Source organism: Ornithinibacillus bavariensis (assembly GCF_050433565.1).
GTDB lineage: Bacteria > Bacillota > Bacilli > Bacillales > Amphibacillaceae > Ornithinibacillus > Ornithinibacillus bavariensis.
Map to the genome: position 1 here is coordinate 214,519 of NZ_JBNPWZ010000001.1, position 13,758 is coordinate 228,276.

Consider the following 13,758-nt stretch of genomic DNA (forward strand, 5'->3'; position numbering starts at 1 on the left):
GAAATCGATGAGTTTAGGACACGTTACACAAGTAATGGGACCAGTCGTTGACGTTCGATTCGATGACGACAAGCTTCCTGAAATTTATAACGCACTAGTTGTCAAAAAAGAGGGAGGATCACTAACACTTGAAGTGGCACTTCACCTTGGTGATAACTCTGTCCGTACGATTGCTATGGCATCAACAGATGGTCTAACACGTGGCATGGAAGTTGAAGACCTCGGAGGACCGATTTCTGTACCTGTTGGTGACATTACATTAGGTCGTGTATTTAACGTATTAGGAGAAAAAATTGACTTGGATTCAGAATTGCCAGAAGGAATTCGTTTAGATCCAATTCACCGCGAGCCTCCTAAGTTTGAAGATTTGTCAACAGAGACAGAGATTCTTGAAACAGGAATTAAGGTTGTTGACTTACTAGCACCTTATATCAAAGGTGGTAAAATCGGTCTTTTCGGTGGTGCCGGTGTAGGTAAAACGGTATTAATCCAAGAATTAATTAACAACATCGCACAAGAGCATGGTGGTATTTCTGTATTCGCAGGCGTTGGTGAGCGTACTCGTGAAGGTAACGACCTTTACTATGAGATGAAAGACTCTGGCGTTATCGCTAAAACTGCAATGGTTTTCGGTCAGATGAACGAACCACCAGGTGCACGTATGCGTGTTGCCTTAACTGGTCTTACAATGGCTGAGTATTTCCGTGATGAACAAGGTCAGGACGTACTACTATTTATTGACAACATTTTCCGTTTCACACAAGCAGGTTCAGAGGTGTCTGCCTTATTAGGTCGTATGCCATCTGCGGTTGGTTACCAACCAACACTTGCTACAGAAATGGGTCAATTGCAAGAACGTATTACATCAACTAAAAAAGGTTCTGTTACATCTATCCAAGCGATTTATGTACCTGCCGATGACTATACAGACCCGGCACCTGCAACAACATTTGCTCACTTAGATGCAACAACAAACCTAGATCGTAAACTATCTGAACAAGGTATTTATCCAGCGGTGGATCCACTAGCATCAACATCACGTGCCCTTGACCCTGAAATTGTAGGGGAAGAGCACTATCGAGTAGCACGTGAGGTTCAGGCAACACTGCAAAAATACCGTGAACTACAAGATATCATTGCAATCCTTGGTATGGATGAGCTTTCAGATGATGATAAATTAACAGTTGCTCGTGCACGTCGTATCCAGTTCTTCCTATCTCAAAACTTCCACGTAGCAGAACAATATACTGGTCAACCGGGATCTTATGTACCAGTACAAGAAACTGTTCAAGGATTTAAAGAGATTTTAGAAGGTAAATACGATGACCTACCTGAGGATGCATTCCGCCTCGTTGGTCGCATTGAAGAAGTAGTTGAAAAAGCGAAAAGCATGGAATAATAAGTAGACATATTAGGGAATTCCCTATAGTCTTTAGGAGGGGTTACATTGAAAACACTAACTGTGAGTGTTGTTACTCCTGATGGCCCTGTATTAGAAGATACGTATGAAATGGTTAGCTGTAAAGCAGAAAATGGTGAACTCGGTATTTTACCAGGGCATATTCCATTGGTTGCACCACTTGCAATCTCAGCTGTTCGCTTAAAGCGTGATTCAAGTGAGGATAAGCTAGCTATAAATGGCGGATTTTTGGAGGTTCGCCCAGACAAAGTAACAATACTTGCACAGTCTGCAGAAAAACCTTCAGATATTGATATTGCACGTGCAGAAGCAGCAAAAGAACGTGCCGAGAAACGCCTAAATTCAAACGATGATCACATTGATCGCTTAAGGGCAGAATTAGCACTCCGAAGAGCAGTCAACCGTCTGGATGTTGCTCAAAATTCATAATAATGAAGACTCCCGCTACCTGTTTGGTTGTGGGAGTCTTTGCTGTTTTAAATACCCTCTGAATTCAGAATATTAACTCGCAAAAAGACCTCTCAACTATAAATTAATCTCTTCCCACGCAATATAAATTTTAAAACGAATACGAATTTCTACAAACATCAACATGTAATTAATATATTCAATCCAAATTACTCTATAAATGCAATTAATACAATAAGGATTGTCAAAATGTGAACCAATTACTTTATAAAATAAATTTATCAAAATGGATATAACAAAGTTCCCTAAGGTTGTCGATATTTCCCGGGAAATGTGAATAATATCTGGAATTTTTCTCTCAACTTGTCGAAGGAATAGTCTCTTCTTTAATTGACTTTTCTTGTCGTGCATGGCACAGTACTATATAGAATGTTATTCATATAGGGTGGTTTTGATGTTGTCAATTGGCCAAATTGCAGTAATGAGCATAATATCGCATGTAGTATTTATTTATATTACCTGGCGATTAATGCAAACGATTAATTTTGAACCATTAATTCGCAAAGGTAGAGGGAGAGAAGCACAAATCCTAATCCTATTTTTAACTATAGTGATTGGCAGTGGGGTAAGTCGTTTTTTTCTTGAATTCCTACAATGGTCTCAAGATCTGCTCTTTCTACTCTAATCAATTCAATTCTTTCTAGTAATCTATTAATATAGGTATGTTTTGAATCTCTCTTGTTCATACTAATGTATAAGTTGAGCGAGGGGGATTTACTAGTATGAGAAGGGTATATTTAGCCTGTCTATTAATTTTAATTATCGCTAACAATGTTATGGCAATGGAGACGGAGTCAATTGAATTACCACTTTTAGCAGATATAATGATAGATAGCAAATTGGAAATAGATAGCTGGGAAGTAATAATTAAGGAACATCAGGGGCATAAACAGTTGAAGAAACTAATTGAGGAATTAAGTATTAGTCATACTGTCGTGAAAAAAGAAAATGAAAACAGTATTATTTATTCAGTTAAGGACACTCATAAAAAGAGTAATCTTATCGTAAGCTATAATGCTGTGATTCCTAAAGATAGGCAGTACAAACCTGAATTAGTTGTTACCATAAAGGGTGACTCATGGGAGGGAGATATCCAATCTTCTTTTCTAAATATCTACTTTGATGTAAGAAGCGAATATTTTACTAAAGAGGCAAAAATATTCTCTTGTATGTCATCTAGACCTAGTGCTATAATTAATGATGATTATATAGTAGAAAGTTTTACTGAAAAACTAAAAATTAGATATTTAACTACAGAAAAAGACAATCTAAAATCGACAAGAAATATAGAAAATACATATGGTTATACTGCGTTATGGAGCAGGAATATTACCATTCAGGATAAGCCAGTGAATGTTCAGATAGTAATGAAAGACATTGGCAATGGTGATGTCCAATATATGATTGGAACACCTATCCTAATAAATGAATATTAATATAGGGAAATTGGATCTGAAGGAGATTTGAAATATGGAAAAAATCATCGTAAGAGGCGGACAGCAATTGAATGGTAATGTTTATGTTGAGGGTGCAAAGAACGCTGTTTTACCAGTAATTGCTGCGAGTATTCTTGCTAGTGAGGGAAAAAGTGTCATTCATGAAGTCCCAGTTCTAGCTGATGTTTATACTATTAATGAAGTGTTACGAAATATGAATGCTGATGTTGACTTTAAAGATAATACAGTTGTTATTGATGCTTCAAATGAGTTAAAGACGGAAGCGCCATTTGAGTATGTTCGAAAAATGCGTGCCTCCGTTCTTGTTTTGGGTCCTTTACTTGCTCGTTATGGCCATGCAAATGTGGCAATGCCAGGTGGGTGTGCGATTGGTTCGCGACCGATTGACCTGCATTTAAAAGGCTTCGAGGCGATGGGTGCTAGTGTCCATGTAGGAAATGGGTTTGTCGAAGCACATGTCGAAGGTAGACTTAAGGGTGCGAAAATTTATCTAGATGTACCAAGTGTAGGTGCGACAGAAAATATTATGATGGCTGCTGCCTTAGCTGAAGGAAGAACAGTTATTGAGAATGCTGCAAAAGAGCCTGAGATTGTAGACCTAGCCAACTTCTTGAATAAGATGGGTGGAAAGGTGATTGGTGCAGGTACGGAAACCATTCGAATTGACGGTGTGGAAGTATTGCATGGTACCGAGCATTCCATTATTCCTGACCGAATTGAAGCAGGAACATTCATGGTTGCAGCAGCAATTACCGGTGGTAATATTTTAATAGAGAATGCTGTTAGTGAACATCTAAGACCGATTATTTCTAAATTAGAAGAAATGGGTGTAACGATTCTTGAAGAGGGCAGTGGCTTACGAGTAATTGGGCCAGATGCTTTAAAAGCAACCGATATTAAAACACTACCACATCCAGGATTTCCAACAGATATGCAATCACAGATGATGGCATTAATGTTATGTGCCCATGGCACAAGTGTTATTACTGAAACTGTTTTTGAAAATCGATTTATGCATGTAGAAGAATTCCGTCGCATGAATGCAAAAATGAAGATTGAAGGTCGCAGTGTTATTATTGAAGGACCTTCAGAACTTCAAGGTGCAGAGGTTGCCGCAACAGACCTACGTGCAGCAGCTGCGCTAATTCTTGCTGGGCTTCGTGCAGAAGGAATGACACGAGTTACGGAACTAAAACACTTAGACCGTGGCTATGTGAACTTGGCTGGAAAACTAGCAAGCCTAGGAGCGGACATCGAACGTGTAGACGAAAATGGTGATGTTGTTAACCCATATAAAGTAGGTATTGTCGCAGAATTGTCTTAATTAATAGGATAACTAGAATAGTAGATACGAAGTACTCTCTGAGTACTTCTTTTTTTTTGACAATAATAAGGAATTTGAGTGCATATTTCCACTTATTTACCACTAAAAGCAGCAGAACCTTCACAATATACAATTTAATGTAAAAATTAATAATAATCTTGCAATTTATTGAAACAATATGTACAATATAGTCAACAAAAAAGAACATACAACTACTTTGAAAATGGGAATCGTCGAGACAACATCTATACAAAATCTCTCCTAAAGCTCGATTTATAGCCCATTTTTTATTTCCGAAAATAACAGCGCGAAATAACCACTCATTTCTAAAAAAATCCTATCATATAATTTAATATAACGAATTAAAGGGGACATGTTATGAAACTATACCTATCAGTTGATATGGAAGGAATAACCGGCTTACCTGATTACACTTATGTTAGCGCTTCCATGCATAATTATGAGCGTGCCCGTAAAATAATGACTGACGAGACGAATTATGTCATTGGTGCCGCATTTAAGAACGGCTGTAGTGAAGTGTTAGTAAATGATAGTCACATGAAAATGAATAATATACTGATTGATCAATTACATCCAGATGCACAACTAATTACAGGAGACGTGAAAACGTATTCCATGGTTCATGGTCTGGATGATAGTTTTTCTGGCGCAATGTTCATAGGTTATCATTCACGTGCTGGTATGCCGGGAGTTATGTCACACTCGATGATCCATATGGTCCGAAATTTTTATGTTAATGACCTACAGGTTGGAGAGCTTGGTATGAATGCATTTGTTGCAGGTCATTATGGTGTTCCAATTTTGCTTGTTTCTGGAGATGACCAAACGGCAATAGAAGCTGAGGAGCTTATTCCTAATGTTACTACTGCTATTGTCAAACAAGCTATATCACGCTCTGCAACAAAGAGTTTAACCCCTAAAAAAGCAGGGGAACTTTTACAAGAAAAGGTCAAGCAAGCAATAACATACCGTGATCAAGTCGAGCCTCTTATTCCACCAACAAACCCAACCATTCGTGTGGAATTTGTTAATTATGGTGCAGCGGAGTGGGCAAGCATGATGCCTGGAACGGAAATTATTCCGGGTACAACAATGGTTCAATATCAGGCCAAGGACATGCTTGAAGCATATCGAGCGACACTTGTCATGATTGAATTAGCCTATAACACTAAATATGCATAAACTTCCAGAGCTACTTACTTCGTAAAAGATTAATATGTCAAAACTGGGGAGAACGAATTTGAAATCATTAACAGAAACAATACAAAAAGTAGTCGATGATGCTGGAGGTTTATGGGGAATTTCCTTACTAGACTTAGATACCAATGATAGCTGGGAGCTTAATGAGCACGAGCTTTTTTATGCAGCAAGTGTGATAAAGGTTCCGATAATGATAGCGGCTTTTGCTGCTAGCCATAATGGGGAAATGGAGCTTAGCAAAAAAGTAGTTTTAAAGCGAGAGGATATCGTTGGCGGGTCCGGGGTTTTACAGTATATGACCCCGGGTACAAGTGTTGCGATATATGATCTCATCACATTGATGATTATTCAAAGTGATAACACAGCTACCAACTTATTAGTCGATTTAATTGGAACAGAAAAAATTCAACAAGAGATGGAGAATATTGGGTTGGAGAAGAGCTGTTATTATCACAAAATGATGATTGGTTCAGTTGATCGAAAGGAATTCAATCAAATTACTGCTGCAGAGATGACAATGATGTTAAAGAAACTTGTGACGGGTAAAATAGTCTCTATTCATGCCTGTGAACAGATGATAGATATCATGAAAAAACAGCAAATCCGTCATACCCTACCGAGTAAAATAGAATTAATTGATGGACCAATTATTGGTACTTTAAAGGAATTTGAAATAGCTCACAAGACTGGAAATGTTTTAGGTATTCGCCATGATATTGGCATTTTCTACGTTGGGCAAAGAAAAATGATAGCTTCTATTCTTTCAAAGGGTGTAGGGGAAATTGATTCATTAGAGGCGTTTGGACATATTGGATTAGAAATATATCGCTTTCTTAAGCAATAAACATAAATCCATAAGCGCTGTTATTGAATAAATAATTAAGAAGAATCATAGCTTATCTTTAGAGAATTCTACATTATTTGCGCTAGCCAAGCGTAAGAATACAGGAGTTGGGGGCAATGCTTCGCTACATATTAAAACGATTATTAATCATGATCCTTACGTTATGGATTATTATTACGCTGACATTTGTACTAATGACATCCATCCCTGGGTCACCATTTACTAGTGATCAGACGTCCAATGAAACGGTTCAACAAAATCTTGAAAAGCACTACAATCTAGATAAACCAAAGTATATGCAATACCTACTTTATTTAAAGTCAATCGTAACATTAGATTTTGGACCATCTATTAAACAACCAAACCAGACGGTGAATGACTTACTTGGAAGAGGGTTCCCAATATCCTTTGAGCTTGGAATTGTTACAGTTATTGTTGCAGTAATATCTGGGATCACGTTAGGGGTATTAGCTGCACTACGGCATAACGGGATTATTGATTATTTAGCGATGGGTATTGCAGTTCTTGGTATTTCTATCCCAAACTTCATACTGGCAACATTGCTTATCCAAAAGCTGGCGGTAGACTGGGAAATATTCCCTGTTGCAACCTGGGCGAGTCCAATGCATATGGTTCTTCCCGTTCTAGCACTGGCGACGGGACCAATGGCTATTATAGCAAGGTTAACTAGATCAACCATGCTAGAGGTGTTAACACAGGACTATATAAAAATGGCACGCGCCAAAGGCTTAGCACCCTGGAAAATTATCATAAAACATGCACTTCGAAATGCCTTAATGCCTGTAATCACAATTATGGGAACCCTACTTGCAGGTATATTGACGGGAACGTTTGTTATTGAACAAATATTTGCCATACCGGGAATGGGTAAGTATTTTGTGGAGAGCATTAATCACCGTGATTATCCCGTCATTATGGGAACTACTGTATTTTATAGTGCGTTTTTGATTATCATGCTTTTTCTCGTGGATATTGCCTATGGATTCGTTGACCCAAGAATTAAAGTAACCAAGAAGGAAGGGGAATAGGCCATGAAAAGTAATCAACATCCCCATCACATAGCAGCAAAGGAGCAGATACATGATGATTGGTTTAGATGGCGAGAAAAGGACAAATCAGAGCAGGAGCAAGTATCAAGGCCATCTCTATCCTATTGGAAGGATGCTTGGCGGAGGCTTCGTAAAAATAAATTAGCTATGCTGGGACTAGTTTTCCTAATAGTACTCATTATCATGGCAATATTCGGGCCAATCCTATCTCCATATGAAGTCAATAAAGGGGTACTATCCGACCAGTACCAAGCCCCATCTAGTGAACACTGGTTTGGAACAGACTCACATGGCCGGGACGTATTTACACGTACATGGTATGGAGCAAGAATCTCTTTATTTGTTGGATTTATGGCTGCGCTAATCGATGTAACGATTGGAATCGTATGGGGAGGTATCTCGGGCTATAAAGGCGGACGCACGGATAACATCATGATGCGAATAATTGAAATCCTATATGGCTTACCTTACCTTCTAGTCGTAATTTTGTTACTAGTAGTTCTTGGTCCCAGCCTTTCTACTATTATTGTTGCTTTGACGGTAACAGGCTGGGTAGGAATGGCCAGGATTGTACGAGGGCAGGTCATGCAAATTAAAAATTACGAGTATGTTCTCGCATCGAAATCATTTGGAACAAAAACATCACGCATTATCCGGCGAAATTTATTGCCAAACACGATGGGGCCTATTATTGTACAAATGACTTTAACCGTACCTTCTGCAATTTTTGCAGAAGCCTTCCTAAGCTTTATTGGTCTTGGAATTCAGGCTCCGTATGCAAGCTGGGGTGTCATGGCTAATGATTCACTTGGAGCGATATTATCAGGGAACTGGTGGACATTATTCTTCCCTGCATTTTTCATCTCGTTTACTATGTTTGCATTTAACGTACTAGGAGACGGATTACAGGATGCACTTGATCCGAAACTAAGGAAGTAGGTGCTAATAATGGAAAAAATACTAGAGGTACAAGACCTACATGTTAGGTTCACGACCTATGGTGGGACCGTTCAGGCGGTCAGGGGCGTAGACTTCCATATACATAAAGGAGAAACATTGGCTATTGTGGGTGAATCTGGCTGTGGAAAAAGTGTTACATCCAATGCCATTATGCGACTTATTCCAAATCCACCTGGAAAAATAACAAAGGGGAAGGTTCTCTTTAAAGGTCAGGATTTAACAAAGTTAACGGAGAAAAAGATGCGTTCCATTCGTGGTGTCGATATCTCAATGATATTCCAAGATCCAATGACTGCTCTGAATCCTACTTTAACGATAGGAACCCAGCTAGTTGAGGGATTGAAGCAACATCGGAAGGTCTCTGACAGCATAGCAATGAAAAAAGCGTTGGAAATGATGCAACTCGTTGGAATTCCTAATCCTGAAGAGCGAATGAAGCAGTACCCACATCAATTTAGTGGCGGAATGCGTCAGCGAATTGTGATAGCAATCGCATTAATTTGTGAACCAGAACTACTTATAGCGGATGAACCAACAACTGCCTTAGATGTTACTATTCAGGCCCAAATTCTAGAGCTCTTTGAAAAAATCCAGGAAGTTACTGGTGTATCAATTATATTAATTACCCATGACTTGGGTGTGGTCGCAAAGATTGCTGACCGAATTGCTGTAATGTATGCAGGAAAAATCATTGAGACGGGAACAAAGCGTGAGATTTTTTATCAGCCACAGCATCCATATACACAAGGATTACTAAATTCTGTTCCCCGGTTAGATACGAAGGGAAAATTGCAACCCATTAACGGAACACCACCAGATTTATTCTCACCTCCTCTAGGATGTCCATTTACATCGAGATGCCCTTTAGCGATGGAGGTGTGCAATAAAGTTTACCCAGACTCCACTAAGCTAAGTGATTCACATGCTGTGGATTGTTGGCTTCAGGATGAGCGGGCGAAAAAACTACTGGCCACGATGGTCACAAACAAAAGGTAAGGGGGATAAAGGATGAAAAAGCTTCTCTTTTTACTAATGGCAGTATTAACGATATTTGTTTTAGCTGCATGTACTGCCAATGAAAATGCAGGTAAATCAGACGAGACAGAAAACAAAGGTAATGAACCAGGAGATTCAAAAGATGTGGAAAATGGAAAGGTTCTTAAATTGAATAATGGCACAGAACCTACATCACTTGATCCATCTATTGGATTTGATGCGGTATCATGGGATCCGCTTAACAATTTAATGGAAGGACTAACCCGCCTAGATTCAGAACATAAAGCTGCTGAAGGGGTAACGGAGAAATGGGATATATCAGAAGATGGTCTTACCTATACCTTCCAAATCCGTGAAAATGCAAAATGGTCAAATGGTGACCCTGTCGTAGCTAAGGACTTTGAATATGCATGGAAATATATGCTTAACCCTGATACAGCATCACCAGCAGCATTCCTAGCCTATTTTATAAAAGGGGCTGAGGACTATAACGGTGGAGACGGATCAGTTGATGATGTTATGGTCACAGCAAAGGATGAGAAAACATTAGAGGTCGTGTTAGAGCAACCAACAGGATTTTTTCTGGATGTCTTAACGAATCCTGCGTTTTTCCCAATTAATCATAAGGTTGCCGAAGAGAATCCTAATTGGCATGCTGAAGCAGATACGTTTGTTGGAAACGGCCCGTTTAAATTAGATTCATGGAAACATGATGAAGAGATGGTATTTGTGAAAAATGAACATTACTGGGATGTTGATTCTGTGAAATTAGATAAGGTCCATTTTGCTATGGTCAATGATTCAAACACACAGTATCAGATGTTCCAAAGTGGAGAGCTTGACACTGCAAGCATCCCACCAGAATTATCGGATGAATTAATCAATGGAGATAATGTATTCATTGGTCCCTATGGAGGTCTAGAATTTTACCGTTTTAATTTAACAATGGAACCATTCCAAAATAAGAAGATTCGACAAGCATTTTCGCTTGCGGTAAACCGTGAGGATATTGCGAAGTACGTCGTGAAAAACGGTGTAGAGCCAGCTTACGGCTTCGTCTCCCCGGGGTACACTAGTCCAACTGGTACAGATTTCCGTGAAAAAAATGGTGATCTTGTATCTTATGACCCAGAAAAGGCAAAACAATTACTGGAAGAAGGAATGAAAGAAGAAGGCTATAATGAACTACCACCAATCACGTTATCGTATAACACAAATGATACAAATAAAGCAGTTGCAGAGGCACTTCAAAACATGTTTATGGATAATTTAGGTGTTGAAGTAACACTAGAAAACCAAGAATGGAATGTATTTTCTGAAGCTCAAAAGGCATTAGAGCTTCAATTCTCTCGTAGCTCGTTTATTAATGATTATAATGATCCAGTTAACTTCCTTGAAAGCTTTATTACAGATTCCTATATGAACCGTACTGGGTTTTCGAGTAAGGAATATGATGAGCTAATTACTAAGGGAAAAACAGAAACCAATGAGGAAAAACGTTGGGAGGCATTATACGAAGCAGAAAGAATGCTAGCTGATGAGATGATCGCGATACCAATTCGTTATTACAACACAGTAGTATTAGAGGCGGACGGTGTTGAAGGTATTTTACGTCACCCAGTAGGTTATTTTGATTTGAAATATGCAGATAAGAAGTAAAGAGAGTAGTCGGGGCTGAATGGCTTATGGGATTCGTGGTTTTCGAAGAGATATTATGACAAACTTCTAGCCGATATCGATTTGTCGTTCAAGGATAACTAATCCAGTTGAACATTAGTAGCAGATTGAAACGATGTCATCATATGGATGTAGGGTATCAACCATTTTTGAAATCTATTTGTCCTTTAAGACTAGCAAAACTGACATACCACTACTGTATTACTAAGGAATGGCTCACTCATGAAAGGTGAGCCGCTCCTTTTTCATTCATGAATACGAAGAAAGAGGGTCATAAAATGCTTCTTCCAAAAGCCTTAAAAAAAGGTGATCTAATAGGTGTAATTGCTCCTGCAAGCCCTCCTGATATGAAACGACTTCAACAAGCTATTCCATTTCTTGAGAGCATGGGTCTTCATGTGAAACTGGGACGAAATATTGATAAAGTATATGGCTATTTAGCTGGCACAGATGAAGAGCGATTAGCTGATTTTCATCACATGATTGCGGATGATGATGTAAAGGCAATCATTTTCGCAAGAGGGGGCTACGGTACTAGCCGTATAGCAAATGTCATCAATTACGATTTAATCGCAAAACATCCAAAAATCATCTGGGGCTACAGTGATATTACTTATTTACATATTGCAATAAGGCAGAAAACAGAACTCGTTACCTTCCATGGGCCAATGCTAGCGTCTGATATAGCAGATCCGAAATTCGATACATTATCTGCACAAATGTTTCAACAATTATGGGAACCTACTGCACTACGCTATGATGAAACATTTTCCGAACTAAATGTGCTAGTTGAAGGAAGAGGGGGAGGTCCTCTAGTTGGTGGGAATTTATCTTTAATAACGAGCACCTTAGGAACAGACTTTGAGATAGACACAAATGGGAAAATATTATTAATGGAGGATATTGGTGAGGTACCATATCAAGTGGACTCCATGCTGAATCAATTGAAGCTTGCTGGAAAGTTAGGAGAAGCGGCAGGAATAATCGTAGGTGATTTTGCTGATGCAAAACCGAAGAATAAACCCTCGCTATTATTAGACGAAGTCCTTCAGCATTATTTAGGGGATTTAGAGTGCCCCGTCATGACCGGATTTAAAATTGGTCATTGTTTTCCACATTTTGCAGTCCCGCTTGGTGTGACTGCATTATTAGATACAAAAGATAAAAGTTTGTCTGTCATGCCGGGGGTGATTAGGGAATGAAAATCCAACAAATTGAAACATATCTGGCAAAGGTTCCATTAAAAAAAGCATTTAAAACAGCCTTGCGAACAGTCACCATTGCGGAAGCCATTATTGTAAAAATTACCTGTGATAACGGCAAGGTCGGCTACGGGGAGGCTCCTCCAACCCATGTAATAACAGGGGATTCAATAGCAAGTATTTCTTTTGCAATTAATGAAGTATTAAGACCGGCTTTAATCGGAATGTCATGCCTTGACCGGGAACAATTATTTGCAAAAATTAATAGTCTATTAGTTGGTAACACCAGTGCAAAAGCTGCAGTAGATATGGCAATTTATGATTGTGTAGCACAGCAAGCGGAAATGAGCCTTAGACAATATTTAGGTGGGTACCAGTCACAAATCGAAACAGATTATACGGTCAGTGTTAATAGTCCAGAGGAGATGGCGAGTGATGCAGAAGAGTATGTAAGAGATGGTTTTTCAATGTTGAAAATAAAAGTTGGAAAAGATGAAATTGATACGGATATACAACGGATTCAAGCAATTCGAAAGCAAGTCGGACCAAATGTGAAGATTAGACTAGATGCAAATCAAGGCTGGGAACCAAAAGCAGCCGTACGTGCCATTCAAAAGATGGAAGACCTTGGCTTAAATATTGAATTCATTGAGCAACCAGTAAAGGCTCATGATATAAAAGGCTTAAAATTTGTCACAAGTCATACATATATCCCAATAATGGCAGATGAAAGTGTCTTTTCTGCTCGTGATGCAGAAAATGTTCTCGAACAGGCTGCGGCAGATCTAATTAATATTAAACTCATGAAGGCAGGAGGCATTCACGAGGCGTTAAAGATTGCTAATCTAGCGAATGTGTTCGGTATCTCCTGTATGGTTGGTAGTATGATTGAATCTAAAATAGGAATTACTGCTGCAGCACATTTTGCAGCAAGCCAACCAAATATCGCTTACTATGATTTCGATGCCCCACTTATGCTGTCAGGTGATTTAATTGACGGTGGTATACAGTACAAAGGGAGTCGGATTGTCTTTGGCGATAGCTTTGGATTAGGCATTCAAGGGCTTCGTGAGGAGTATTTAGTTAAGTAATTATCCAGACATTCATACGCAAGAAATA

Annotated in this window: 13 protein-coding genes; all 13 read left to right on the forward strand. The window is 39.0% G+C overall.

Annotated elements, in window-relative coordinates; all coding sequences use genetic code 11:
* Positions 1 to 7 precede the first annotated feature (7 nt).
* The 13 genes from atpD to HNR27_RS01050 all read left to right on the forward strand — a co-directional run bounded on the left by atpD (position 8) and on the right by HNR27_RS01050 (position 13,730).
* Positions 8 to 1,399 carry a F0F1 ATP synthase subunit beta gene (gene atpD / locus HNR27_RS00990; RefSeq protein ID WP_212920367.1) on the forward strand — a complete coding sequence of 464 codons (1,392 nt, stop codon included), beginning with the start codon at positions 8 to 10 and terminating at the stop codon, positions 1,397 to 1,399.
* 48 nt (positions 1,400 to 1,447) lie between these two features.
* The gene (locus tag HNR27_RS00995; protein ID WP_212920368.1) at positions 1,448 to 1,849 is read left to right on the forward strand and encodes a F0F1 ATP synthase subunit epsilon; all 402 of its coding nucleotides are present in this window, start codon (positions 1,448 to 1,450) and stop codon (positions 1,847 to 1,849) included.
* 433 nt (positions 1,850 to 2,282) lie between these two features.
* On the forward strand, positions 2,283 to 2,513 hold the full coding sequence (locus HNR27_RS01000) for a DUF1146 family protein (protein ID WP_212920369.1): 231 nt from the start codon (positions 2,283 to 2,285) through the stop codon (positions 2,511 to 2,513).
* 97 nt (positions 2,514 to 2,610) lie between these two features.
* Positions 2,611 to 3,324 (forward strand): YwmB family TATA-box binding protein, encoded by a 714-nt coding sequence (locus tag HNR27_RS01005; RefSeq protein WP_212920370.1) that lies wholly within the window; start codon positions 2,611 to 2,613, stop codon positions 3,322 to 3,324.
* Positions 3,325 to 3,358: 34 nt separating this feature from the next.
* Positions 3,359 to 4,669 carry a UDP-N-acetylglucosamine 1-carboxyvinyltransferase gene (murA, locus tag HNR27_RS01010; RefSeq protein WP_212920371.1) on the forward strand — a complete coding sequence of 437 codons (1,311 nt, stop codon included), beginning with the start codon at positions 3,359 to 3,361 and terminating at the stop codon, positions 4,667 to 4,669.
* A gap of 378 nt (positions 4,670 to 5,047) precedes the next feature.
* Complete coding sequence (locus HNR27_RS01015; protein WP_212920372.1) at positions 5,048 to 5,872, forward strand: M55 family metallopeptidase; 825 nt, start codon at positions 5,048 to 5,050, stop codon at positions 5,870 to 5,872.
* Positions 5,873 to 5,930: 58 nt separating this feature from the next.
* Entirely contained in the window at positions 5,931 to 6,734 is an 804-nt protein-coding gene (locus tag HNR27_RS01020; RefSeq protein WP_212920373.1) for a serine hydrolase, read from the forward strand.
* A gap of 116 nt (positions 6,735 to 6,850) precedes the next feature.
* Entirely contained in the window at positions 6,851 to 7,783 is a 933-nt protein-coding gene (locus tag HNR27_RS01025; RefSeq protein WP_212920374.1) for an ABC transporter permease, read from the forward strand.
* A gap of 3 nt (positions 7,784 to 7,786) precedes the next feature.
* Positions 7,787 to 8,743, forward strand: coding sequence for an ABC transporter permease (locus tag HNR27_RS01030; RefSeq protein ID WP_212920375.1), 957 nt, complete (start codon positions 7,787 to 7,789; stop codon positions 8,741 to 8,743).
* Positions 8,744 to 8,752: 9 nt separating this feature from the next.
* Entirely contained in the window at positions 8,753 to 9,760 is a 1,008-nt protein-coding gene (locus HNR27_RS01035) for an ABC transporter ATP-binding protein (protein WP_429338448.1), read from the forward strand.
* A 12-nt stretch (positions 9,761 to 9,772) separates the two neighbouring features.
* A complete protein-coding gene (locus HNR27_RS01040) occupies positions 9,773 to 11,419 on the forward strand; it encodes a peptide ABC transporter substrate-binding protein (RefSeq protein WP_429338449.1) in 1,647 nt (548 codons plus the stop codon).
* A gap of 296 nt (positions 11,420 to 11,715) precedes the next feature.
* The gene (locus tag HNR27_RS01045; protein ID WP_429338450.1) at positions 11,716 to 12,639 is read left to right on the forward strand and encodes a S66 peptidase family protein; all 924 of its coding nucleotides are present in this window, start codon (positions 11,716 to 11,718) and stop codon (positions 12,637 to 12,639) included.
* The gene (locus HNR27_RS01050) at positions 12,636 to 13,730 is read left to right on the forward strand and encodes a dipeptide epimerase (RefSeq protein WP_429338451.1); all 1,095 of its coding nucleotides are present in this window, start codon (positions 12,636 to 12,638) and stop codon (positions 13,728 to 13,730) included. Before HNR27_RS01045 ends, HNR27_RS01050 begins: the two co-directional genes overlap by 4 nt.
* Positions 13,731 to 13,758 lie beyond the last annotated feature (28 nt).

Excerpts from the sequence above, each read along its gene's own strand:
- atpD (WP_212920367.1), top strand. The coding sequence starts at position 8 with ATGAGTTTAGGACACGTTACACAAGTAATGGGACCAGTCGTTGACGTT.
- HNR27_RS01000 (WP_212920369.1), top strand. The coding sequence starts at position 2,283 with ATGTTGTCAATTGGCCAAATTGCAGTAATGAGCATAATATCGCATGTA.
- HNR27_RS01005 (WP_212920370.1), top strand. The coding sequence starts at position 2,611 with ATGAGAAGGGTATATTTAGCCTGTCTATTAATTTTAATTATCGCTAAC.
- murA (WP_212920371.1), top strand. The coding sequence starts at position 3,359 with ATGGAAAAAATCATCGTAAGAGGCGGACAGCAATTGAATGGTAATGTT.
- HNR27_RS01015 (WP_212920372.1), top strand. The coding sequence starts at position 5,048 with ATGAAACTATACCTATCAGTTGATATGGAAGGAATAACCGGCTTACCT.
- HNR27_RS01025 (WP_212920374.1), top strand. The coding sequence starts at position 6,851 with ATGCTTCGCTACATATTAAAACGATTATTAATCATGATCCTTACGTTA.
- HNR27_RS01030 (WP_212920375.1), top strand. The coding sequence starts at position 7,787 with ATGAAAAGTAATCAACATCCCCATCACATAGCAGCAAAGGAGCAGATA.
- HNR27_RS01035 (WP_429338448.1), top strand. The coding sequence starts at position 8,753 with ATGGAAAAAATACTAGAGGTACAAGACCTACATGTTAGGTTCACGACC.
- HNR27_RS01040 (WP_429338449.1), top strand. The coding sequence starts at position 9,773 with ATGAAAAAGCTTCTCTTTTTACTAATGGCAGTATTAACGATATTTGTT.
- HNR27_RS01045 (WP_429338450.1), top strand. The coding sequence starts at position 11,716 with ATGCTTCTTCCAAAAGCCTTAAAAAAAGGTGATCTAATAGGTGTAATT.
- HNR27_RS01050 (WP_429338451.1), top strand. The coding sequence starts at position 12,636 with ATGAAAATCCAACAAATTGAAACATATCTGGCAAAGGTTCCATTAAAA.